24 protein-coding genes, 1 tRNA gene and 1 pseudogene are annotated in these 22,902 nt (G+C 57.2%); 9 read left to right on the top strand and 17 right to left on the bottom strand.

The genetic code is table 11. The features are described from left to right. Positions 1-121: 121 nt before the first annotated feature. On the top strand, positions 122-1,057 hold the full coding sequence (locus tag ACP7CJ_RS02865) for a LysR family transcriptional regulator (RefSeq protein WP_276196997.1): 936 nt from the start codon (positions 122-124) through the stop codon (positions 1,055-1,057). 47 nt (positions 1,058-1,104) lie between these two features. Here ACP7CJ_RS02865 and ACP7CJ_RS02860 read toward each other — a convergent pair whose 3' ends face one another. Together ACP7CJ_RS02860 and ACP7CJ_RS02855 are read right to left on the bottom strand one after the other, a co-directional pair. Next, complete coding sequence (locus ACP7CJ_RS02860; RefSeq protein ID WP_276196996.1) at positions 1,105-1,467, bottom strand: 5-carboxymethyl-2-hydroxymuconate Delta-isomerase; 363 nt, start codon at positions 1,465-1,467, stop codon at positions 1,105-1,107. Between the two features lie 55 nt (positions 1,468-1,522). After that, positions 1,523-2,446: a LysR substrate-binding domain-containing protein gene (locus ACP7CJ_RS02855; RefSeq protein WP_276196995.1), complete on the bottom strand. Its 924-nt coding sequence runs from the start codon at positions 2,444-2,446 to the stop codon at positions 1,523-1,525. A gap of 129 nt (positions 2,447-2,575) precedes the next feature. Between ACP7CJ_RS02855 and ACP7CJ_RS02850 the strand changes: the two genes are divergently transcribed. Then, the gene (locus tag ACP7CJ_RS02850) at positions 2,576-2,755 is read left to right on the top strand and encodes a hypothetical protein (RefSeq protein ID WP_276196994.1); all 180 of its coding nucleotides are present in this window, start codon (positions 2,576-2,578) and stop codon (positions 2,753-2,755) included. Positions 2,756-2,885: 130 nt separating this feature from the next. On the opposite strand, the gene ACP7CJ_RS02845 is transcribed toward ACP7CJ_RS02850, so the two are convergent. After that, a complete protein-coding gene (locus ACP7CJ_RS02845; RefSeq protein WP_247402874.1) occupies positions 2,886-3,032 on the bottom strand; it encodes a hypothetical protein in 147 nt (48 codons plus the stop codon). Between the two features lie 198 nt (positions 3,033-3,230). Between ACP7CJ_RS02845 and ACP7CJ_RS02840 the strand changes: the two genes are divergently transcribed. Together ACP7CJ_RS02840 and ACP7CJ_RS02835 are read left to right on the top strand one after the other, a co-directional pair. Then, positions 3,231-4,538, top strand: coding sequence for an MFS transporter (locus tag ACP7CJ_RS02840; protein WP_276196993.1), 1,308 nt, complete (start codon positions 3,231-3,233; stop codon positions 4,536-4,538). Then, positions 4,535-5,293, top strand: a complete 759-nt coding sequence (locus ACP7CJ_RS02835) for a substrate-binding domain-containing protein (protein WP_426099512.1) — start codon at positions 4,535-4,537, stop codon at positions 5,291-5,293. The genes ACP7CJ_RS02840 and ACP7CJ_RS02835 overlap by 4 nt, the downstream gene beginning before the upstream one ends. Here ACP7CJ_RS02835 and ACP7CJ_RS02830 read toward each other — a convergent pair. Further along, positions 5,285-6,187: a LysR family transcriptional regulator gene (locus tag ACP7CJ_RS02830; RefSeq protein ID WP_426099513.1), complete on the bottom strand. Its 903-nt coding sequence runs from the start codon at positions 6,185-6,187 to the stop codon at positions 5,285-5,287. The genes ACP7CJ_RS02835 and ACP7CJ_RS02830 overlap by 9 nt on opposite strands. A 275-nt stretch (positions 6,188-6,462) precedes the next feature. Between ACP7CJ_RS02830 and ACP7CJ_RS02825 the strand changes: the two genes are divergently transcribed. Together ACP7CJ_RS02825 and ACP7CJ_RS02820 are read left to right on the top strand one after the other, a co-directional pair. Beyond that, positions 6,463-6,675 (top strand): cold-shock protein, encoded by a 213-nt coding sequence (locus ACP7CJ_RS02825; protein WP_276196991.1) that lies wholly within the window; start codon positions 6,463-6,465, stop codon positions 6,673-6,675. Between the two features lie 70 nt (positions 6,676-6,745). Continuing rightward, entirely contained in the window at positions 6,746-6,955 is a 210-nt protein-coding gene (locus ACP7CJ_RS02820; RefSeq protein ID WP_276196990.1) for a cold-shock protein, read from the top strand. Positions 6,956-6,991: 36 nt separating this feature from the next. Here ACP7CJ_RS02820 and ACP7CJ_RS02815 read toward each other — a convergent pair whose 3' ends face one another. From ACP7CJ_RS02815 to ACP7CJ_RS02795, 5 genes and pseudogenes are all read right to left on the bottom strand, one after another. Next, positions 6,992-7,855, bottom strand: a complete 864-nt coding sequence (locus tag ACP7CJ_RS02815) for a methyl-accepting chemotaxis protein (protein WP_426099730.1) — start codon at positions 7,853-7,855, stop codon at positions 6,992-6,994. After that, positions 7,850-8,617, bottom strand: a pseudogene (locus ACP7CJ_RS02810) (MCP four helix bundle domain-containing protein); the annotation flags it as partial. The pseudogene ACP7CJ_RS02810 and the gene ACP7CJ_RS02815, both read right to left, overlap by 6 nt. 512 nt (positions 8,618-9,129) lie before the next feature. After that, the gene (locus ACP7CJ_RS02805; RefSeq protein WP_426099514.1) at positions 9,130-10,155 is read right to left on the bottom strand and encodes a histone deacetylase family protein; all 1,026 of its coding nucleotides are present in this window, start codon (positions 10,153-10,155) and stop codon (positions 9,130-9,132) included. Between the two features lie 89 nt (positions 10,156-10,244). Then, positions 10,245-11,474 (bottom strand): Zn-dependent hydrolase, encoded by a 1,230-nt coding sequence (locus ACP7CJ_RS02800; protein ID WP_276196987.1) that lies wholly within the window; start codon positions 11,472-11,474, stop codon positions 10,245-10,247. 13 nt (positions 11,475-11,487) lie between these two features. Further along, a complete protein-coding gene (locus tag ACP7CJ_RS02795; RefSeq protein ID WP_276196986.1) occupies positions 11,488-12,807 on the bottom strand; it encodes an MFS transporter in 1,320 nt (439 codons plus the stop codon). Between the two features lie 158 nt (positions 12,808-12,965). Here ACP7CJ_RS02795 and ACP7CJ_RS02790 point away from each other — a divergent pair, with 158 nt between their 5' ends. After that, positions 12,966-13,904, top strand: coding sequence for a LysR family transcriptional regulator (locus ACP7CJ_RS02790; RefSeq protein WP_276196985.1), 939 nt, complete (start codon positions 12,966-12,968; stop codon positions 13,902-13,904). 243 nt (positions 13,905-14,147) lie between these two features. Here the strand turns inward: ACP7CJ_RS02790 and ACP7CJ_RS02785 are convergent, their stop codons facing one another. Beyond that, complete coding sequence (locus ACP7CJ_RS02785; protein ID WP_426099515.1) at positions 14,148-14,489, bottom strand: helix-turn-helix domain-containing protein; 342 nt, start codon at positions 14,487-14,489, stop codon at positions 14,148-14,150. Between the two features lie 304 nt (positions 14,490-14,793). On the opposite strand from ACP7CJ_RS02785, the gene ACP7CJ_RS02780 reads away from it, so the two are divergent. Then, positions 14,794-15,582: an EAL domain-containing protein gene (locus ACP7CJ_RS02780; protein ID WP_426244257.1), complete on the top strand. Its 789-nt coding sequence runs from the start codon at positions 14,794-14,796 to the stop codon at positions 15,580-15,582. A 732-nt stretch (positions 15,583-16,314) separates the two neighbouring features. After that, the gene (locus tag ACP7CJ_RS02775; RefSeq protein ID WP_426099517.1) at positions 16,315-17,520 is read left to right on the top strand and encodes a hypothetical protein; all 1,206 of its coding nucleotides are present in this window, start codon (positions 16,315-16,317) and stop codon (positions 17,518-17,520) included. A gap of 141 nt (positions 17,521-17,661) precedes the next feature. Here ACP7CJ_RS02775 and ACP7CJ_RS02770 read toward each other — a convergent pair whose 3' ends face one another. The 7 genes from ACP7CJ_RS02770 to dapA form a co-directional block, all read right to left on the bottom strand. After that, complete coding sequence (locus tag ACP7CJ_RS02770; RefSeq protein ID WP_426099518.1) at positions 17,662-18,270, bottom strand: hypothetical protein; 609 nt, start codon at positions 18,268-18,270, stop codon at positions 17,662-17,664. A gap of 23 nt (positions 18,271-18,293) precedes the next feature. Then, positions 18,294-18,917 (bottom strand): GIY-YIG nuclease family protein, encoded by a 624-nt coding sequence (locus ACP7CJ_RS02765; protein WP_426099519.1) that lies wholly within the window; start codon positions 18,915-18,917, stop codon positions 18,294-18,296. A gap of 228 nt (positions 18,918-19,145) precedes the next feature. Further along, positions 19,146-19,235 (bottom strand) — tRNA-Ser (locus ACP7CJ_RS02760). Positions 19,236-19,318: 83 nt separating this feature from the next. Continuing rightward, entirely contained in the window at positions 19,319-20,032 is a 714-nt protein-coding gene (purC, locus tag ACP7CJ_RS02755) for a phosphoribosylaminoimidazolesuccinocarboxamide synthase (RefSeq protein WP_247400460.1), read from the bottom strand. A 27-nt stretch (positions 20,033-20,059) separates the two neighbouring features. Further along, entirely contained in the window at positions 20,060-20,818 is a 759-nt protein-coding gene (locus ACP7CJ_RS02750; RefSeq protein ID WP_247400458.1) for an MBL fold metallo-hydrolase, read from the bottom strand. Positions 20,819-20,822: 4 nt separating this feature from the next. Continuing rightward, entirely contained in the window at positions 20,823-21,938 is a 1,116-nt protein-coding gene (gene bamC, locus ACP7CJ_RS02745) for an outer membrane protein assembly factor BamC (protein ID WP_276196974.1), read from the bottom strand. Between the two features lie 17 nt (positions 21,939-21,955). Next, on the bottom strand, positions 21,956-22,834 hold the full coding sequence (gene dapA, locus ACP7CJ_RS02740) for a 4-hydroxy-tetrahydrodipicolinate synthase (RefSeq protein ID WP_247400446.1): 879 nt from the start codon (positions 22,832-22,834) through the stop codon (positions 21,956-21,958). Between the last annotated feature and the right edge of the window lie 68 nt (positions 22,835-22,902).

Here is a 22,902-nt window from a genome sequence, read left to right as displayed (position 1 = left end):
CTTTTTGTCCCACACAAAACATAGAAACACCCTACAGAGCTTTCTATTGGCACGCCCGTTCCGTTAACCTTCTACCCTTGTCGCGCGCTGCCACAGTGCCAAGGCTTACCGGATGGAATGGATGCTAAACAGTAACTTGCTCAGAAAGCTCGATATGCAGGATTTGATGGTGTTTATCGCCGTCTACGACCAGAGCAGCGTTACCGAGGTGTCAGAAACGCTGTTCGTCAGCCAGTCAACCGTGAGCTACAGCTTGAAGAAGCTGCGCACCAGCTTCGAGGATGAGCTGTTTATCAACACGCGGGCGGGTATGCGTCCGACGTACAAGGCCAGCACCATGTACGGCCATGTGCAGAAAATCCTCGAAAGCATCAACCTGTGCCACGCCGGTGGCCAGGCCTTTGATCCCACCCAGAAAGCCGTGACCTTCAACGTGTGCGCCCCGGAGTATTTCGAGCAGTTGATCCTGCCGCGCCTGTTGAAGAACTTCGACCGCGCCGACCTGCCGGTGATCGTCAATGTGCGCAAGCTGGAAACCGAGATCCCCGCCGACGACCTGCGCGAAGGCCGCCTTGACCTGGTGATGTGTTTTGGCCCGCACTTTCACCGCGCCCATAAAGACTTCAAGACCCAGATGCTGCTCGAAGACGACCTGGTGTGTGTCTTCGACAAACGTGCAGCGCCCCGTGAGGCGGCGTTCAGCCTGCAGTCTTTCGTCGAGCGACGCCACGTATTCCCCACGCCGTGGACCTCCGACACCAACATGATCGACGGCTGGCTGGCGCGCCAGGCTCACAAGCGCCAAGTGGTCGCCCGGGCCAACAGCTACAGCGCCGCGTTGAAGATGATCGCCGGCACCGACTTCATCGTTACCCTGCCCCGCCGTGTGCAAAGACTGCTGGCACCCGCCGCAGTGTTCGGCCATTGCGAGGCGCCCAACGGGTTGCCGGGGTTCACCCTGGACATGCAGTGGAACGAAACCAGTGAACAGGACAGCGCCAATACCTGGTTCAGGGAACAAGTCGTGAAAGTCTGCGCTGAGCAGGGATTACTCTAAGCTCACGCACCGACGCAGAGCGGCAGGGTTGTGGAGGACGGAAGCACTCAGCCGATCGCAACTTTACTGTAGGCATCGCGATCGATATCCAGCAACTCGACACTCAGTTGCACCTGCACCCCCTCCGGCCATGGCCCAAGCTCCTGCACCACGGCCAACAGGCTTTCCGATAACTGCTTCTTGACCTGCGCCGAGCGCCCACTGAGCAACGCCAGGCGCACGGCGACAAACCCCCGCACGTTCATGCCGGTGCCCACGCGAAAGCTCTCGACCTTGATCGAACGACTCTTGATATCGAACTCGGCGCCAAACTGACCGGAGGCCACCAACGCGTGGTTCAGACGCAATAGAGCCTTATCGGTGTCCAGTTGCGTCAGGTTGGCGGTGTATTCCAGGTGCAGGTGTGGCATGGGAGTCTCCGAAGTAACCGTAGGAAGATTCCTAGATATACCACGGATAAAAGCGTCAGGCCTTTTTCACCAGATCGCGGTCGCTCATAAACGCCTCCAGCCGCGAACGCATCCAGCGCTCGGCAGGGTCGGTGTCCACATGGCTGAGCCAGACCATGGACAAATCCAGGGTGGGTGTCTCGAACGGGTATGGCTCACAAAACAGGTTGCCCGACAGCGACATGGCTTCGGCGGTGTAGTCCGGCAGGCTGGCGATCAGGTCGGTGCCGGCCAGCAGTGCCGGCAGCGCGCTGTATTGCGGCACCGACAACACCACATGACGCTTGCGCCCGATTTCCGCCAGCCACTCATCGGCAAACCCGGACACGTTGGCGGTGTGGGACACCAGCACATGGGGCCGCGCGCAATATTCATCGAGGGTCAGCGGCCGGTCGGACGCGTCGGCGCGCAACAGGCGCGGGCGGATATGGCGCAGCAACTTGCGCTTGGCATTCGCCGGCAGGCCACGGGTCTGGGTGATGCCGACGGTGATATCACCGGACCCCAGCAGATCGGGAATCCGCCAGTAGTCGACGTGCTGCACCACGAACACCACCATCGGCGCTTCCTGGCGCAAGGCGCGCAGCAACGGCGGCAACAGGCCGAACTCGACATCATCGGACAGGCCGATACGGAAGGTCATGGTGCTGACGGACGGGTCGAAATCGTGGGTCAGGCTCAGGGCCGATGACAGCGAGTCCAGGGCTGGCGACAAATGCAGGATGATTTCCTCGGCCCGCGCGGTAGGTTCCATGCGGTGGCCGACGCGAATAAACAGCGGATCGTTGAACAAGGTGCGTAGCCGGTTGAGCGCCGAACTGATGGTCGGTTGGCCGAGAAACAGCTTCTCCGCCACCCGCGTCACATTGCGCTCGAGCATCAGTGCTTCGAAGACCACCATCAAGTTGATGTCGGCCTTACGTAATTCATTGCGATTCATCAGCGCCTGCTCTTTCCCCACGACAAGCCGCAGTTTAGAAAGCCCGAAGGGGCTGCGTCTATGCGCACTCTGTTCAATAGACAGCTTTGCGACTATAAATCAGCTCTTCAAGCTCGCAGGAACACTCTCGTGCTGGTCACTCTCGCCGCGGCCACCCTCTTGGCCGGGTTCTGTATCTGGATCATCCAGTTTATCGCGCACCCCACCGCCCGCACTTTGTTGCGGGTATTCGTCGGTTTGTGCCTGGCGGCGGTGGTGGCGTATCTGGTGCTGGCGTCGGGTTATCCTATTTCGTTGCTGGTCTCATAACCACCCGAGGGGCCGTTGGCTGTTCCGGGCGCAAACGCAGCGCCAGGGTCAGCAACCCCACACACAGGGTGCTCGATTGGCTGACGGATATAGCGCAAACGCGAGCAAGCCCGCTCCCACACTTGGGGCATCAGGGTTTCAGCGGAATTTCCTGATCCTGCTCCGAAAGCTCCGTACCGTCCTCGGGATGCTTCCAGGTCTGCGGCTTTTCTTCCTCCAAGCGCCGCCGACGTTGCTCCCGCTCCCGCTCGTCCCGCTGTTTCTGTTCGTCAGTCATAGGCACCCCCGGCCGTAAGAGTTGGTTACGCCTGCAAGCATAGAACAAGGACTGCACAATGGGTCTGCGCTGACAATTGATAATCAAAACGCATCAATCAATCCAAATTACTCACTTATCATTTCCAAATGTGTCAGCCACTATCCTCAGTCCTAAGCGAAACAAGCACTTTAAAAAGAACGCTGGAGACACAAAACCATGACAAGCCCTACCCGACCCGACTCTGCCCGTTCAAAAGTGGGTGCGGTATTCCGCGTTACTTCGGGCAACTTCCTCGAACAGTTCGACTTCTTCCTGTTCGGCTTCTATGCCACCTACATCGCTGCCGCGTTCTTCCCCGCCGCTAATGAGTTTGCGTCATTAATGATGACCTTCGCCGTATTCGGCGCGGGCTTCCTGATGCGTCCGTTGGGCGCGGTAATCCTGGGCGCCTACATTGACGATGTCGGTCGTCGCAAAGGGCTGATCGTGACCCTGTCGATCATGGCCAGCGGCACGCTGCTGATCGTGCTGGTGCCGGGTTATCACACCATTGGCCTGTGGGCACCGGCGCTGGTGTTGCTCGGCCGTCTGCTGCAAGGCTTCTCGGCCGGTGCGGAGCTGGGCGGGGTGTCGGTATACCTCGCAGAAATGGCCACCCCCGGCCGCAAAGGCTTCTATACCAGTTGGCAATCGGGCAGCCAACAGATCTCCATCGTGGTCGCCGCCGCGCTGGGTTATGGCCTGAACGTGTGGATGGAACCGGCGATTGTGGCCGACTGGGGCTGGCGTATTCCGTTCGCCGTCGGTTGTGTGATCATTCCGTTCATCTTTGTGCTGCGGCGCAACCTTGAAGAGACCGAAGAGTTCGCCAACCGCAAGCATCGCCCGAGCATGCGCGAAGTGCTGGCGACCCTGGCGAAAAACTGGTCCGTGGTCATCGGCGGCATGTTGATGGTGGCAATGACCACCACTGCGTTCTACCTGATCACCGTGTACGCGCCGACCTTCGGCAAAACCGTGCTGCAACTGAGCACGTCGGATGCGTTGCTGGTGACCTTGCTGGTGGCCGTATCGAACTTTGTCTGGCTGCCCATCGGCGGCACCCTGAGTGACCGCTTCGGGCGCAAACCGGTGCTGGTCGCCATGACCGCGCTGACGGTGCTCACGGCTTATCCGGCGCTGTCCTACGTGGTAAACGCGCCGAGCTTTGCGCATATGCTCGAAACCCTGCTGTGGTTCTCCTTCCTGTATGGCATGTACAACGGCGCGATGATCCCGGCGCTGACCGAAATCATGCCGGTGGAAGTGCGCGTGGCGGGCTTCTCCCTCGCCTATAGCCTGGCGACCGCAGTCTTTGGCGGTTTCACCCCGGCGATCTCCACTTGGTTCATTCACATCACCGACGACAAGGCTTCGCCGGCCTACTGGTTGATGTTCGCCGCCCTGTGCGCCCTGTGCTCGACCCTCGCGTTGTATTACCGGGCCAACACCCGTGGGCAGGTGATGCCGGAAGCGGCGCAATGAAAGCGCTGTTGAACACCCTGACGGTCCTCGCCCTCAGCGCCCTGGCGCTGACGGCCCAGGCCGAACAACTCACGGTGATGACCTCCGGTGGCTTCACCGCTGCCTACACGCTGCTGGGCCCGCAATACGCCCAGCGCAGCGGCGACACCCTCGACACCGTCCTCGGCCCGTCGATGGGCAAGGCGCCGGAAGCGATTCCCAACCGCCTGGCCCGTGGCGAACACGCCGATGTGGTGATCATGGTCGGCTACGCCCTGGATGACTTGATCAAACAAGGCAAGGTCGACAAAGCGTCCCGCGTGGAACTGGCGGATTCGCGGATCGGCCTGGTGGTGAAAGCAGGCGCGGCCAAACCGGCCATCGGCACCGATGCCGAACTCAAAGCGGTGTTGCTCAAGGCCAAGTCCGTGGCGTATTCGGACAGCGCCAGCGGCGTGTATGTCGAGAAGCAACTGTTCAAGAAACTCGGCATGCCGGCCAAGGGCACCATGATCGAACGCATCCCCGTGGCCGAACAGGTCGCCAAGGGTGACTACGAGGTGGGCTTGCAACAGGTGGCGGAACTGTTGCCGGTGCCGGGGGTGACTTACGTCGGCAAGATCCCCGAAGACGTGCAATCGGTGACGCGCTTTGCGGCGGGCATTCCGGTCAACGCCGAACACCCGGCGCAGGCCAAGGCGCTGCTGCAGTACCTCGCCTCGCCCGAGGCGCAACCGGTGGTGCAATCCACCGGCCTGGACTCGGTATCACGCTGAGCGATACGGCAGCTCCCGCACCAACCGCTCCAACTCCAGCGCCGCCGGCGGCAACGTCCGCCCGCGGCGCTTGATCAAACCCACATTGCGCATCACCTGCGGCTCCTCCAGCGGCACACTCAGCAAAGTCGAGTGTTCAGAGCCCGGCATGGCAATCGACGGCACCATCGCCACGCCCAGCCCCGCCTCCACCAAACCGAGCATCGTGGTCACGTGGTGCGTCTCGCAGATGCTCGGCTTTTTCACCCGCACCCCGCGCAAGGCCTGGTCCAGCAGGAAACGGTTGCCCGAGGTTTTGTCCACCGTGATGTAGTCATGCTCGTAGGCCTCGGCCCAGCTTACGCTGGCGCGCTCGGCAAGCGGGTGATCGCGGCGGCAGGCCAGCACATAACGTTCCTGAAACAGCAACTCGAACTCCACCTCATCGGCCAGGCTGCCGCTGAAACTCACGCCGAAATCCGCCTCGCCGCTTTCCACCGCGTTGCACACCTCGCCGGCACTGGCATCCAGCACCCGCAGGCGAATCTTGGGGTACAGCTTGTGGAATGCAGAGATCACATGAGGCATGAAGTAATACGCGGTGGACGGCACACACGCGATGGTCACGTCGCCCATACGCGTGGAGGCAACGTTGCTGATGCCCATCAGGGCGATGTCGAGGTCATCGAGGATGCGCTCGACCTGCGGCAGGAAGGCGCGCCCGACCATGGTCAGGCTGACTCGGCGCGTGGTGCGCTCGAACAACTTCACACCGAGGGCAGTTTCGAGCTTTTCGATGCGACGGCTGAGCGCCGGCTGCGAGATCCGGATGGCATCGGCGGCAGCGCGAAAACTACCCTTGTCTACTACGGCGCGGAAGGCTTGGAGGTCGTTGAGGTCGAAGTTGATGATCACGGAGGGCGGCCAATGGGGATCGGGATGGGGGGATTATCGTATGGGCGGTAACGAGGCGCCATGTGCGCGGGGACTGCCGCTCGAATACGCCAGATTTTCAGCATGAAACTGCGCAGTATGGCGCGTTTTCATAGCCTGCGAACCTGTCAGAAATGACAGTACCGCTGGTCTCGCGCTGTGTTGACGATTGGCTCGCGCGGGTCTTTGATTATGCATGCCGCACTCGACAACGCGTCGGTGCATAGCAGGACACAAGGGTTTAGAGGAGACGAACAATGAGCGATAGACAGAACGGCACAGTGAAGTGGTTCAACGACGAAAAAGGCTTTGGGTTCATCACTCCGGAGAGCGGACCCGACCTGTTCGTACACTTCAAGGCGATTGAAGGCGATGGATTCAGATCACTGAAAGAGGGGCAGAAAGTCAGCTTCGAAGCGATTCAAGGGCCTAAAGGCATGCAGGCGGAAAAAGTCCAAGTGGTCAACTGACAAGCCCTCGAATGACCGCTTCACCCCGCCCACCACGGGCCATGCATTGCACTGGAAAAGGAGAACGGCTATGCCCAGTAAAACTCCACAGACTGCAATATTCATCAGCAGCGAAACTGCCGTCCACGATACGCAAGACGTGTTCTTTCGCAGCAGCACCGCCCAGGGCGGTCAGGTGCTGCGCGAAGGGCAAACCGTCACTTACGAAGTGGAACGGGGGCCGGGGGGCGAGTGGCAAGCGGTCAATATTGAGATCGTGGAAGAACCGACGCTGAATTAGCGCCATCCTGCGCGCCGCCACTCGCGACGCACTTCACTACAGTTGAAAGCGTGCCACCGCCTCGTTCAGCGCGACCGCCAGTTGCGCCAGTTCCCGGCTCGCGCCATTGATCTGCCCGGCACCGGAAGACGATTGCGCCGACAAGTCGCGAATGTTGACGATGTTGCGATCAACTTCCTTGGCGACCTGAGCCTGCTCCTCGGCGGCACTGGCGATGACCAGGTTGCGCTGGTGAATCTGATCGATGGAATCGGTGATCTGGCTCAAGGCACCGCCGGCCCCTTCCGCCAACGCCAAGGTGTCGGTGGCGCGTGCGGTGCTCGACTGCATCGAAGTCAGTGCGTGGTCGGAACCCGCGCGCATGGCGCTGACCATCTGGTCGATTTCCAGGGTCGATTGCTGGGTGCGGTGCGCCAGGGCGCGCACTTCGTCGGCCACGACCGCAAAACCACGTCCGGACTCCCCGGCGCGTGCCGCTTCGATGGCGGCGTTGAGCGCCAGCAGGTTGGTCTGCTCGGCGATGGAGCGAATCACGTCGAGTACCTTGCCGATATCCCGCGATTGCTCGGCGAGGTGCTGCACCAGGGTCGAGGTTTCGCCGATGTTGGTGCTCAGGGCTTGAATAGCGCTGACCGTTTCGCCCACGCGATGTTGGCCTTCGCGCGCCGTTTCGTTGGACATGCGTGTGGACTCGGAGGTGGACACCGCGTTGCGCGCCACCTCGTCAGCCGCCGAGGTCATCTCGTTGACGGCGGTGGCGGCCTGCTCGATTTCCGCAGTCTGCTTTTGCAGGCTGCGACTGCTTTGGTCGGTGATGCCGTTCAGGTCGGTAGCGGACGACGCCAACTGCCCGGCCGACTGGCGAATCAGCTGCAAGGTGCCGCGCAGGCTGGCTTGCATACTTTGGAGAGCCACGAGTAGGCGGGTCACTTCGTCGTCGCCGGTCACCGCCACCGTTTCGGTCAGATCGCCACGGGCGACGTTTTCCGCCGCCCGCACCGCATGACTCAGCGGGCCGACGATGCTGCGCGTCAGCAGCCACGCCAGCGCCACGGTACTCAAGGCGGCCAGGAGTACAAAGCCGAAGACCATCGTGCGCGAACGGCCATACTGCGCCTCGGCCGCCTGCCCCTGTTGGCTGATCTGCGCGTTGTAGTAGTCGGCCAACGCATTGAGCTGGGCGCCGGAGCCGTCGACCACGGTTTTCATGTCCACCAGCAACAACTTGTTGAGTTCAGCGCCCTGCTGCTGGTCGGCCAGCGCAAACGACCGGGCCAGGCCCTGCTGGTATTGGCGTAGCGAGACCTGGAACTGCTCATACAACGCGCGGACTTCGGGGCTGTCGATCACAGCATCGAGGTCGGCCAGCCTTTTGCTCAGGTCCTGGCTGCGCGTGTCCATCTGGCTGCGGTATTGCGGGATGCTTGCCGGGTTCGGGTCCAGCGCCATACGCAAAGAGATCGTGCGAATGCGCAACATGATCTCGCGGATATCCGAGACCAGACGCATTTTAGGCACCAGCCCGCGCTCAACCTGGACCGCACTTTCACGAATGCTGGCCATGTTCGAGAGCGCAAAAAACCCGAGTATGGCCACAAGCAAAGCAATCAGAGCAAAACCCAGGCCCGCGCGGCGGGCGATGGACAGGCTACGTAAGGACATTTTTCGAGGCTCTTATTAGTGATCAGATGTCATACAAGGATATTTCGGCCGCAAGGAACAAGACTTTAGAGACGTCATTCATTTCGCCCTCATGCGCCGGGGATCAGTCATGCAGGGTTACAGGGGGAATTGCGTATACGGAAAAATCCGTCCACGGGAAAGACCATGATCTCTCCATCCGAAACGAAAAAGCCTGCAGAACATTCAGTTCAGCAGGCCTTTCGGTGCGGTCATCGGTTAACCGCCCTCAAGCGCACTCGCAAGGGTTGACGCTCGAACCGTGATTTCACACGCATCGTCGATCAATCGACTACTGACAAGTCCCACCTTTGTGATGCGACCCCGTGCCCCCAACCGGATGCGTCCCCTTCGGGCACGCCGCCGCAATAAACGGGCTAAACGCCAACACCACCAATACCCCCACCAATAACAGCTTCTTCATACCATCCTCCGTGATCGTCACGACATATGATGGCACAAAGATATCACACCTCCGCAAGACTGATACCCGGTTACTTCGCCCAAACCTGCGGGCCGCCGAAGAAAGCCTGCGCATTGCTGTCCAACGTCTGCAGGTGATACCCGCCCTCCTGCACGATCACACAGGGCAGCCCCAGCCCACGAATGCACTCACCCAACCGCGCAAACCCGTCCCGCGTCACCGCGACTTTGCTTTGCGGGTCCAGTTCGTAGATGTCGAAGCCCAGGGAGAGCACCAGCACATCTGCAGAAAAGTCCTTCAGCGCTTTGAGGGCACGTTCGAGTTGTTCAAAGAACACCGCCTCGCTGGCGCCGTGGGGCATCGGCAGGTTCAGGTTGAAGCCCTCGCCCGTCGCGTTGCCGCGCTCGTCGGCGAAACCGGCGACAGCGGGATAGAAGTTGGTGGGGTCGCCGTGGATCGACACGTAGAGCACGTCGTCGCGATCATAGAAAATCTCCTGAATGCCCTGGCCGTGGTGCATGTCGGTATCCAGGACCGCGACGCGCTGGAAGCCCTTGCGCAACGCCTGCGCCGCCACTGCCGCGTTGTTGATGTAGCAGAAGCCACCCGCCGCATCGAAGCGCGCGTGATGACCGGGCGGGCGGCACAGCGCGTAGGCGGCGGGCGCGCCATCGAGGACGGCCTTGGCGGCGGCGACGGCGCTTTGGGCCGACCAATAGGCCGAGCGCCAGGTCAGTTCGCCGACCGGGCAACTGCCATCTGCCAGGTAGCGCGCGGCTTGAGCGAGGATGCCGCGCAGGGCGTTGGGCTCACGCACGAAGATGTTGGACATGACTTCGTCGCCCCAGTCTTCAGGGATTTCCTTCCAGCGCAGGTGAGCCTCCTGTAGGAAGGCCAGGTAGGACGCGCCGTGTACGGCCAGCAGTGGCTCAAGACCTTGGTCCTCGGGTGACACGATCTCAAAGCCCAGCGTTTGCGCGGCCTGCAGCAGGTTGCGGGCGCGCTCGGGGACTTCCTGCGGCGTGCGCATCTGACCACGGGAGTAGTAGCTGCGCGGATGATGCAGGAGTTGTTCGGGGTGGAAAAACGTTTGCATGGGCATCTCCTGAGTGAGCACGGTGGCCTGTGGGTGCTGACTTGCCTGCACCCATAGCGGATCGTCTTCAGTCTTCCAGAATGAGGTGGTCAGTTGGCGTGGCCGGCACGTTTCAACACGGCGTTGAGTAAGACATCGGCGCCCTGGCGCACGTCCTCGGGCAGTACGTCTTCGGCTTCGTTGTGGCTGAGGCCGCCGACGCAGGGAATGAAGATCATTGCCGTCGGGCAATAGCGTGCAAGGTGGATGGCATCATGGCCCGCGCCACTGACAATGGGCTGCTGGCTGTAACCCAAGGCGTCCACCGCCGCTTGCACGCAGGCCACGCATTCGGCATCGAATGGCGTGGCCGGGCTGATCCAATGAGGGCTGATGGTGACGCTCAGGCCGCGCTTGCGCGCGATGGCCTGCAAGCGCGCCCTGACCTGCTGCTCCATCGCCTCAATGTCGGCGTCGCGGTGATGGCGCAGGTCGACGGTGAAGGTCAGCAAACCGGGAATGGTGTTGCGCGAAGACTTGGCAATGCTCAACTCGCCGACAGTGGTGAGGCCCTGGGGAGCGAAATCCGTGGCGAGGCATTCCAGGGCCTGGATCATTTTTGCGGCGCCATACAGTGCGTCCTTGCGCAGCGGCATCGGTGTGGTGCCTGCATGCGCGGCCAGCCCTTCGACCCGCACGTCGAGCCAGCGAATCGCCTGGCCGCCGCTGACCACGCCGATGCTCTTGGCGTTGTCCTCAAGGATCGGGCCTTGCTCGATATGGGCTTCGAAATACGCATCCACCGCCCCGCCCAAAACACGCTCGCCGTGGTAGCCGATCATGCGCAAGGCGTCGGCCACGCAGACGCCGTCGGCATCGGTGGTGGCCAGGGCTTGGTCCAGCGCCAACGTACCGGTGAACACGGCGGAGCCGAGCATGGCGGGGGTGAAACGGGCGCCCTCCTCGTTCGTCCATACCGCGATTTCCAGCGGCTTGCGGGTCTGGATGCCGTGGTCGTCGAGGCTGCGCATCACCTCCAGGCCAGCCAACACACCGTAGACGCCGTCGAAGCGCCCGCCTTCGGGCTGGGTGTCGAGGTGGCTGCCGATCATCACCGGCGCGGCGTCCTTATCCGTACCGGCGCGCCGGGCGAACAGGTTGCCGATGGCGTCCACGCTCAGGGTCAGCCCGGCAGCCTTGCACCAGTGGCTGAACAGCTCGCGACCGGCTTGGTCTTCGGCGCTCAACGCCAGGCGGCAACTACCACCGCGCGCGGTCGCGCCGACTTCGGCCATGGCCATCAGGCTGGCCCATAGACGCTCACCCTTAATCTTCAACATTGCACCCGTTCCATTAAACGCTGGGGGCCATTTCCAGGCGGTGGGCGGTGGCGTGGCGGCGCGACAAGGCCAATACGCACACCAGCGAGACCGCCGCGATCAGGCTGTAAAACACTGCCATCGGCCACCATTGGCCTTGGTATTCGTGGGCCAGCCAGGTGCCGATCAACGGCGTCAGGCCACCAGCCAGCGCACCGCACACCTGATAGGCCAGGGAAATCGCGGTGTAGCGCACGCGGGTTTCAAACAGGCCGCTGACAAAGCCTGCGATCACCGCATAAAACGAGGCCATGCACACCACCGCCAGGGCGATGCCGAGGATGATCAACGGCGCCTGGCCGCTGCTGACCAGCGCGAACATTGGGTAAGGTGACGCCATCGCCAGCACTGTCATCGCGCAGAGAAAACGCGTGGCGCCGACCTTCTCCGCGACCCAGGCCGCCAGGGGCTGCACGCAGAACTGGATGATGGCGACCACGAACAGACATTCCAAAATCAACGAACGTGGTAGGCCCAATTGCTGAGTGCTGTAGGCAATCATGAAGGTGTTGGTGAAATACACGCCGGCGATGCCCAGGGTGTTGGCACCGATACACAGCAGCAGCGGGCGCCAGGCGGTTTTCAGTACTTCGATCACCGGGGCCTGGTCCGGCTTGAGCACCCGCGCCTTTTCGGCCAAGGCTTTGTCTTCGAGGAACTCAGGCGACTCGTTCACCCCCAGGCGAATCACCAGGCCAACGATCAACAGCAAGGCACTGGCCAGGAACGGCAGGCGCCAGCCCCAACTGAGCAGGTCTTCTTCGGGCAAACGGGTCACCGCGCTGAACGCCAGCAGCGATAGGATCAACCCCGCCGGGCTACCCAACTGGGCAAAGGAGGCAAAGAAGTTACGCCGCCCCTTTGGGGCATGCTCGCCGGCCATCAACACCGCCCCACCCCACTCGCCACCGACGGCAATGCCCTGCACGATGCGCAACAAGACCAGCAGGACCGGCGCCGCGACGCCGATCTGCGTGTAGGTCGGCAACAGCCCGATGCACACGGTGACCACGCCCATCATGACCAGCGTGATCACCAGCGACTTCTTGCGCCCGATCCGATCGCCGATATGCCCGAACACAATGCCGCCCAACGGTCGCGCGAAAAAACCCACGGCAAAGGTGCCGAACGCAGCCATGGTGCTGAACAATTTATCTTCGGAAGGGAAAAACAGCTGACCGAACACCAGCGCGGCGGCGGTGGCGTAGATGTAAAAGTCGTACCACTCGATCATCGTGCCGATGAACGCGGCGGCCGCAGCGCGGCGAGGCTGGGGCGAAGCGGAAGGCTTCATGGGGCTGGCTCCTTTGGTTATTTTTTTGGCAGGAGAAAGGTCGAACGCATGCGCTCTGATGGCGCTTGTTGAGGGTGATTTATCGTCGCCGGTCTATAATTAGTCAATTTTCTATTTATTATTCCAATTATAAACCCTGCTTATTATTGAGCCGCGCCATGCCCGAAACCCGCCGCGATATTCATCCGTTGCTCAACGACCGCCTGGACTGGAACCTGCTGCGCACCTTCCGCGTCATCGGCCAGGAACTGAGCATCAGCCGCGCTGCCGCGCGTCTGCACTTGACCCAGCCAGCCATCAGCCAGGCCCTCAAACGCCTGGAAGAGCAACTCGACTGCCAACTCATCGCGCGCCGTGGCCCGCGCTTCGTACTGACCGAGGCTGGCGAACAGATCTTCGCCATCGCCGGCGAGATGTACGGCCAGGTCTCGCAGATGAGCAACGCCCTGCAAAAACCCGGCGATGAGGTGATCGGCAAGGTGCGCCTGCTGATGATCAGCCGCATCAACTCCGACACTTTCGATGACTTTCTGGCCGACTTTCACCGCGAACATCCTCGGGTCGACCTGGACGTTGAGGTAATGCGCAGCTCCGACATCGTCGCTGCCCTGCTGGAAAAAACCGCCACTTTGGGCCTGAGCCTCAACCGCCGGCCACAGCCGCGCCTGGAACAACATCTGTTCCTGCACCAACGTTATGGTTTTTTCTGCGGAAAACACCACCCACTGTTCGGGCGTCACGGCTTGGCCGAAAGGGATTTGCAGTCGGAAAACTTCGTCAGTTTTACCAGTGACCAGATCGGCGGGATGCTCTCGCCATTGACGATATTCCGTGACCAACAGGGCTTCAGCGGGCGGATCGTGGCGTCGTCATCCAGCCTGGAAGAAGTGCGCCGTCTGGTGATTGCCGGGTTTGGCCTGGGCTGCCTGCCGATTCACGTGGTGGCGGAAGATGTGCAGAACGGACTGCTCTGGCGCTTGCCGCCGGATGAGGGGATTGCGGATGTGGATATCCATGTGTTGTGGCACCGGGAGCAGAAGATGAGTCGGGCGGAAACGGTGTTTATCGACAGTCTTTTGGCTCGTCTGGTGCGATAGTCGGAGGTATTTAGCGATTTACCTGACGGAGAGACCAGACGGCTCTCGCAGGGGAGCCCAATAGAACTTTGGCTTGCTCATGCTGGGCTTCGGTGAATTTTGTAAGTTCCTTCCGCGTCAATGCAAGTTCTGTTCGTTGAGACAATTGCTCTTTGCTTTGCAAATTAATGACATCTATCACACCTGCCAAGATCAAACTTGAAAAGAGCGTATTCGCTATTAGGTGAATTGAACCGAGTACGTCTATTGCACTCGATTTTTTAGGATCCGTTTTGCGGCTCCAAGAATTTCTTTGAGCGACGTTTCATCTGCCTGATAGGCAATGTCGCATAGGCAATGGCGAAGGTTCGCGGTTGTTGGTTCAGCGTGATCCCGGTTCGGGAAAAAAGCCTCCAGTCCCACGCCTAGGACGTCAGCAATTCGCTCCAACATTTCGATGCTAGGGGCGTATTCGCCTCTCTCGTAACGACTCACTGTCATCGACTCGCACCCCAATGCTTCGGCAAGGGCGGCCTGTGTACATTTATTGTCTAGTCGTAAGTGCTTGATTCGCTTGCCTATACTGATGGTGGCATTTTGCTTCATAGTAAATATCACTTAAAATCAAATGCTTACACCTAATCATCCCCCCAGGAAGATCATAAAAAGGCTAGATTACTATTATTTTATAGCCAATTTCAGTATAGTCATTTTTTGACTATCTGAACGATGTTGAATTGCTAAGGAATTTTCCCATGGACGCCGAAAATTATGCCTGCAGGAAAATGCGATTGATTTTTGGTGCCTGCAGGTATCCGAGCCTGAGAAGCAGCAAGAACTTATTTGTCGTTATCGGTCAAAAAATACCGCTCCTATTGCCTATGGTTGGGTAACTGGGGGGTTCACGCTCATGCTCACACCCTCCCACAATCAACAACTGACACGACAAGGCATGATCGAACAGGCGTTGCGTCAGGTCGATATTGAGCACGAATTCAGCCTGGTTTTTCAGCCAGTGATTGATTTGCGTAGCCGGCGGACTGTCGCGTTCGAGGCATTGGCACGCTGGAGCAGCCCAGCGCTAGGTGACGTCCCTCCCGGCCAATTCATTCCGATTGCCGAGCGGATCGGCTTAATAAATCGCCTGACCATTCACCTGCTCGGCAAGGCATTGCTGATTGCCTCTGATTGGCCCCGCCACATTTGCCTTTCTTTTAATTTGTCCACACACGACTGCGCTTCAGACGAAATCGCCGGACAAATAATCGAAATAATTAAAGCCAGCCATTTCGACGCCAGGCGACTTGACCTGGAAATAACCGAAACAGCGATCATGCAGGATGTTGTTAAGGTACAACATACTATTGACAGGTTCTGTCGGCTAGGTTGCGGAGTTGCCCTTGACGATTTCGGTACTGGATACTCTAGCCTTAGCCAACTACTTTCGCTGGTTCTCACCAAAATAAAAATAGATCGAACCTTTGTTGCTGGCATTGATGAAAACCCCACCAGCTACAAAATTGTAAAGTCTTTAGTTGCTTTGAGCAGTGACATGCAACTGGAATGTATAGCCGAGGGCGTTGAAACTCGCGAGGAATTGGAAACCTTGATTAGCTTAGGTTGCTTTTTTGTCCAAGGGTATTACTTTTCGCACCCCATGCATCATTCGCACATAGATGATTGGCTTAAAGACAATTGAACTGTGCGTGGCATGTCAAAAATTCAATGTCGAGTGCTGATTCAAATTCAGCCTTCGTAAGGCTTCTCTAATGCACAACCCGGTACATCGTGGCTAAACGCTGGAAGCGTCCTTGCCTCTTTTGGCCAAATGTAGTCAACCCCAGGGTACGCTGAAGCAGATTGCAGAGCTGCGCTCCAATTGCCCGCCATTAGCAGGCGAACTCACTGGTGGAGCCTGAAGACGCCCTGGTTATCAGTTGATTGGAAATCGAGGGCGTAGCGAAGGGTTTGGAGTGCGGCAAGGGGATTTGAGCAGTACAACCGAGCAGTACAATCCAGAAACGAAAAAGCCCCGCAGACCTTGATCTGCGGGGCTCTTCAAATAATGGCGGAGAGATAGGGAGCAGTGGACAAATGCTCTAAAAGCCCCGTAAACACTGGATATGCGGGGGTTTCCACAGATTTTGCTACATATTTTTGCTACAGAAATACCGTAAATCTCTTGATGAATTTACTCATCTGTAAACTCAGCAGCTATTGGTCGAACGCCCAATGCACGCGCAAGACGATCGTCGCTCCCCCTATCTCAGCTCAGTAGCCTTACTGCTGCCTTGCACCAAGAAGGCCATACGCCACTACCGATTGTGATTATCACGAGGTACAATGCGGCGGTTTATATCAGTCGATATGATTTGTGTGCTAAAGAAAAAAATACGTCCGATATAATGAGTTAAAAAATCAGGGAGATAAAATGTTTGACGACTACGACTACAAAAACACCTCCACAAGGATAAAACTGAAGTTCATCCAAAAAAGAGATGAGCCTATGTACCCCTGGGAAATTGCTGGCTTTCTTAACAAACTCAACACCGTATATTACAAATTTGAACTTTTAAACTCCATATGCTCCGCAATAGAGCACGGCATACCTCCCGAAGACATATTCATATTCGACCATTCGCTTCCGCTTTATAAGCGGTATTCGCAAATGAACTTACTCTCAGAACCTAACGCGGCGAAGACTTTCTACCCTATCGGCATGCCGATACCGTTAATTCCAAGCAAATATATATATGAGTTCAACTGTTTCTACAAAGCATTCCACACAATAAATTCAACACTGAGAAAAACCCACGTTCAACCGTTCAGAACTCAGACAGTCGCATCAGCATTTGAGGCACTGCAAACAGAAGGCCTTACCGCTGCTGAAGACTACATAATCAATCTCGCTATAGCGAGAGCAGATAAAAGTTACGAAAACGCAGTAAAGCGCGGCGAGAAGAAAAATAAACCAGATCCTGGGATCTTTGAAAAATCTCTAGAAAAATACAGAAAAAATAAGGAATATATTTTTTCAAGCCTAGACATCATCCTAACGTTAAGTGATGATCAAAAAAGCACAATAATTTCGCCCACCCACAAAGGTGATAAACGATTAAAAAGCATGTTATCAGAGTTTTTTACAAGCTTTGACACAACAACCAGACCTTTAGTATGTGCCCGAATAGGGAACAACAATATTAGGATCCTTGGCAGATCCCTTGTAAACAAAGAAGAACAAACTGGCCTAGAACTCAAAGAGATAAAACGTAACAGCCCGTTAGGAGCAATAATCGAAGGAGGTGCAGCGCTATATCAAGCGATTAATCAAGAAAAAAGGGCAAAAGAACTCCACGAGTTAGAAAAGAAGAAGAAGGAGGAAGAGATAAAACTAATCCAAACACAAATTCATGGTGAAGAGCTGAAGAATTTTGAGACTGAGATAAAAATCGCTCAAACGCTACAAACTATCGAAGCGACAACTGACATCAACGCTATTCGAAAAATTCCAGATTCCCCAATGAAACGACAGATAGAAAAGGCCTACAGTACTGAGTACGCTCATGCTGGACGAGTTCTCACGGAACAAGGCCTTACCCTACAGCGGAATAGCATATCAATTAACACAAATGCTTAAATACAGATCCAGCTTATCTTAAACCAATGAAGAAAAGCTGGATTACAGAGCCGTAGAAAACACTTTAGTTTAAATTACCCGCATATCAAACCAACCTACAGCCACCACATTTCTAACCTGACACGAAAACTAATACAACACTTAGATCTGATCCCAAAGAACAGAAATATACGCCAATTCGGCGTTAACCATTTTCATCAGCTTTTCTAGACCCGCGGAATCGTAACTGGCGCAAAATAGCTTGCTATTTCTAACATCTAAAATAGCCATCTTGCAATCTTCAGGCGCGCCAGAACTTAATGCAGATTGCATTAATGCCAAAATAACATCGACCCGAAGCTTATGGAGGGGCTCGTCTTTCAGATAAAGCTTCATGAGATGCGGAACTCCATCTACCACCAACCCAAGCTCCGGATTTATGCCTATATCGATATTCTGATAACTATAAACCGCACTAAAAGAAGAATTCCAACTAATAATCTTTCTTCCCCACCATTTCTCATAACCGCTAATAGCTTTGGGGTAGTTTTTTATTTTTTTCTCGTCCGTGAGAAACTTTAGTACATCACCCAGCTGACTTTTAGGATGATTTTTTTGATGGATAGAGACAATCCATTCCCTTAGAGGCTTATAAAAGTCAGTCTGCGGAGAATAAGCCTGACGATACTTTATCTGATTTACCTTCGTTGCCTTAGGCGTACCGGACTTAGAAATAATATCTACAACATCTGTTAGCGTAATTCTTGGCATTTCAAACTCCTTATCGCACAAAACTACTGCTTAGCTTCCGCCTGAATCAACCTATGTATCTCGACTACCCCATCAATAAATGGAAGAGCATCATCAGTAAAAAACTCTCGAGACTTATTAATTCTAAAGTCTGTCAGCAACTTGTGCAGCGCTTGCTCAAGCTCAATAAAATTGCGAGTTGAGTAAACCTTATGAACAGAGAACTCGAAAGGCACACCAGTTGTGTAGAGCTGCAAAATTCGCTTTTCTATAGCTTGAGATGTGAAACCTATTTTGATGATCTCGCGACCCTGCTGAGTATAGGTTCCTGTTTTCAACACGTAAACGTTGCCGATGGGTACGTCAAAGTCTTCTAGCTCAGGTGCATCTTCAGCAAGCTCGCCAGTAGTCAGTGATACCTTGTAAGGTTTAGTTGAGTCGTCACAGAAGAACTCATCATTGGTCTTCACCACGCCATAAATCTGAGCTAACAGTGCATGATCTAAGGTCGTGTAGTGGCCCCGCTCAACGTTGCGAAGGTGTGAAGGCGTACCATGGAATTCTGGATATTGGGCCTTTACGACCTCTTTGATCTCTTGCGGTGTCAGAGGCTGCTGAGAAGCCTCCACCACGGACCTGACCGTTTCTTTGAACGAGCGAGTAAGCATAGTCAAACATCCTTGTGATAAGCCCCGATGCTATCCAAAGGCCACCACAAGGGCAAGGTAAAGTGATTCAGCGACTGAGAGGCAACCCAGAAAAAGGCGGGCGAAAAAAAACGGCAATCTGTAGGCTTTTTCTGTTCCACCGCCTTCAAAGGCGCTGCTACAGAATTTTGCTACATAATTACCGTTTTTCTGCCTTGTAACTCATTGATTTACAAGGGCTTTTAATAATGGCGGAGAGATAGGGATTCGAACCCTAGGTACCGGTGAAGGTACAACGGATTTCGAATCCGTCCCATTCGGCCACTCTGGCATCTCTCCAACGGCGCGCATCATAACAGCCCATCTCAGGAAAGCAAAGCGCAGAAGCGATTTTTTTCCGTGCTATCAGATGCTTGCGTCGATTACAGCGGTACGCCGAGGCGCTTGGCGACTTCTTCGTAGGCTTCGATCACATCACCGAGGCCTTGGCGGAAGCGGTCTTTGTCCATCTTCTTCTTGGTGTCCTTGTCCCACAGGCGGCAGCCGTCCGGGCTGAACTCGTCGCCAAGGACGATGGAGCCATCGTGGAACACACCGAATTCCAGCTTGAAGTCGACCAGCAGCAGGCCGGCGTCGTCGAACAGTTTGCTCAGGACGTCGTTGACCTTGAGGGACAATTCCTTCATGCGCGCCAGTTGCTCGGCGGTGCCCCAGCCGAACGCCACAACGTGGGATTCGTTGATGAACGGGTCGCCCTTGGCGTCGTCCTTGAGGAACAATTCGAAGGTGTAAGGGTTGAGCTTGATGCCCTCTTCCACGCCCAGGCGCTTGACCAGGCTGCCGGCGGCGTAGTTACGCACGACGCATTCAACCGGGATCATGTCCAGCTTCTTGACCAGGCACTCGTTGTCGCCCAACAGCTTGTCGAATTGGGTCGGAATGCCGGCCGCTTCGAGTTTTTGCATGATGAACGCGTTGAACTTGTTGTTCACCATGCCCTTGCGATCAAGTTGTTCGATGCGCTTGCCGTCGAACGCCGAAGTGTCGTTGCGAAACAGCAGGATCAGGCGGTTGGCGTCGTCGGTCTTGTACACCGACTTGGCTTTGCCGCGGTAGAGTTCTTCACGTTTTTCCATGATGGGCTCCGCTTTGAGTGAGGTGGGCTAGGCGATGTGTCGCCAGTCGAGCCCTGAATCTTGATCGGCCAGTTGCAGCCAGTCCGGGTCGCACCCAAGGGTATCGACAAAACATTGCCGGGCCAGCTGCGGCAGGTTGTTCTTGCTGCTCAGATGGGCCAGGACCAGGTGTTGCAGGTCTTGCCAGCCCAACTCATACACCAGGTACGCCGCCTGGTGGTTGTTCAAATGCCCCAGTTCGCCGCCCACCCGTTGCTTGAGGAAGTACGGGTAATGACCGCGAGCCAGCAAATCTCGGCAGTGGTTGGACTCGATCATCAATGCATCGAGGTTCCGGTAGCCGTCCAGCACGTTGGCGCAGTAGGAACCCAGGTCGGTAAGTACGCCGAAACGTCGCTCACCGCCACTGAATACATACTGCGTCGGCTCCTGGGCGTCATGCGCCACGGCAATCACATCAATGCTCAAGGCACCGATCTGCAGTTGCTCGCCACCAGCCAGGAAGCCTGCGGGTTCAATGGGTTTGCGCATCCCGCGCAAAGTGCCGCGACTCAGGTACACCGGAAGATTGTAGCGCCGAGACAGCAAACCCACGCCATGCACATGGTCTGCATGTTCGTGGGTCACCAGAATCGCGCTCAGCTGCGAGGGGTGAACCCCCAAGCGCAACAGGCGCCGCTCGGTTTCTCTTAACGAGAAACCACAATCCACCAGCACATACGTGTCGTCATGAGCGACCAGCGTGCCGTTCCCTTGGCTACCGCTGCCGAGAACGGCAAAACGCATCGGATCAGCCCAGGTTGTCCTGAATCACGCCCAACACTTTGCGCGCTGTTTCAGCCGGCGCAACGGTGTTGATGTTCTTCTCGACGGTGACTTGCACGCTTTCGCCAACCTTGCTCAAACGAATCTGATAACGCTCGGCGCGGGTTTCGATCTCTTCCTTGGTCGGAGCGCTGCCGAACAACTTGCTGAAGAAACCTGGCTCGTCGTCTTTCTTCTCGGCTTTTTCCGCCACGTTGATGTAGTACAGGCCCAGGCTGCGGTTGATGTCTTCAACACGCCAAGGGCCTTGTTCCAACGCGCGACCAACACTGGCCCAGGCACGGTCCAGGTCTTCACCCAGGTTCAGCACCACGTTGCCGCTGCCGTCTTCGGTGAGGCTGACGCGGCTCGGGGTGTCGTAATCACGCGCGGCGAGCAGGGAGATGGAACCGCCCTTCTCGGAGATACGGCTCATGCTGGCCAGCATCTCGTCGACCAGTGCAGCATCGACGCCGGTGTTGACCGAGCGATTGGTGAACTCGACGTTGGAGGTGCTGCCAGCCGGACGCTCGGCGCTGACCACATAGACTTCACTGGTATTGCGCTGCACACCAGGCTCGATGCGCACACGCACGCGGGCTTCGGCGTCAGCGGCGACGCCACCGGACTGCAGGCGCTTGGCCATGCTGGCCGACAGCTCGCTGCCTTGCTGCCACGCTGTAGTGAACTCACCCGTCTGCGGACGCTGCTCGTCGATACGGAAACCGTTGTCCTGGAAGAACTGCACCGCCACCGGCCAGACTTCGGCAGGTGGGCGCTGCGCCACGATCCAGCGCGAGTCGCCGCTCTTCTGCAGGCTGTAGTCGCTGGTATTCGCCACGGCCGAGATCGGCTGTGGACGCGGCACCACGTACTCACCCTTGGCGGTGTCGTCGGCGACATTGCGCGGAATCGGCAGCAACGGATCAAGGCGCTTGGCGACGCTGACGTCCGGCGGCAGTTGCATCGGTTTGGTTGCTTGTGCTTCCAGGTAATCGCTGCCGCGGTCACGGAAGTAGCCTTCCGGGCCCCAGATCCAACCGCAGCCACTGGTGCTGGAGATAATCAAGGCAAGTGCGGAAAGTCCGGCCAATCGCTTCATGCGTAGTGCTTCCTCAATTAAACCAGGACGCCGGACTGGCGCAGGGCCTGTCGCAGCGGTTCGTGACAGGCTTCGCTGAGACGGGTGAGCGGCAGACGGATACCGTCCGGCATCATGCCCATTTCAAACAGCGCCCATTTCACGGGGATAGGGTTGGATTCGATAAACAGTGTCTTGTTGAGCGGCATCAACTTCTCGTGGATCGCACGCGCGGTCACGGCATCGCCGGCGAGGGCGGCGGCGCACATGTCACTCATGGCGCGCGGGGCCACGTTGGCGGTCACCGAGATGTTGCCCTTGCCGCCCAGCAGGATCAGCTCGACAGCGGTGGCATCGTCACCGGAATACACCAGGAAGTCGCTGCTCACGCCGGCCAGGATGTCCTTGGCGCGTTGCAGGTCGCCGGTGGCTTCCTTGATACCGATGATGTTTGGCACGGTGGACAGGCGGATCACCGTCTCGGCCTTCATGTCGCACGCGGTGCGACCCGGCACGTTGTAGAGGATCTGCGGGATATCGACCGCTTCGGCAATGGTGCGGAAGTGCTGGTACAGGCCTTCCTGGGTCGGTTTGTTGTAGTACGGGGTCACCAGCAGGCAGGCGTCGGCGCCGGCCTTCTTGGCGTTTTTGGTCAGCTCGATCGCTTCGCGCGTCGAGTTGGCGCCCGTACCGGCGATCACGGCGATACGGCCCGCGACACGCTTGACCACGAACTCGATAACCTGGATGTGTTCTTCCACGTCGAGGGTGGCCGATTCACCTGTGGTGCCGACCGCCACAATGGCGTTGGTGCCCTCTTGCAGGTGGAAGTCCACCAGTTTGCCCAGGCTATCCCAGTCGAGACGACCTTGTGCATCCATGGGTGTGACCAGTGCCACCATACTGCCCGCAATCATGCAACCGCTCCTGCCGGAAAAAGAGAGCAGTAATGGTACTGGCGCCAAGATGCTTGTACAAGCGAAGT

The sequence above is a fragment of the Pseudomonas sp. PSPC3-2 genome (genome assembly GCF_049897085.1).
GTDB lineage: Bacteria > Pseudomonadota > Gammaproteobacteria > Pseudomonadales > Pseudomonadaceae > Aquipseudomonas > Aquipseudomonas paraveronii.
This window is presented reverse-complemented; position numbering and strand designations above follow the sequence as displayed.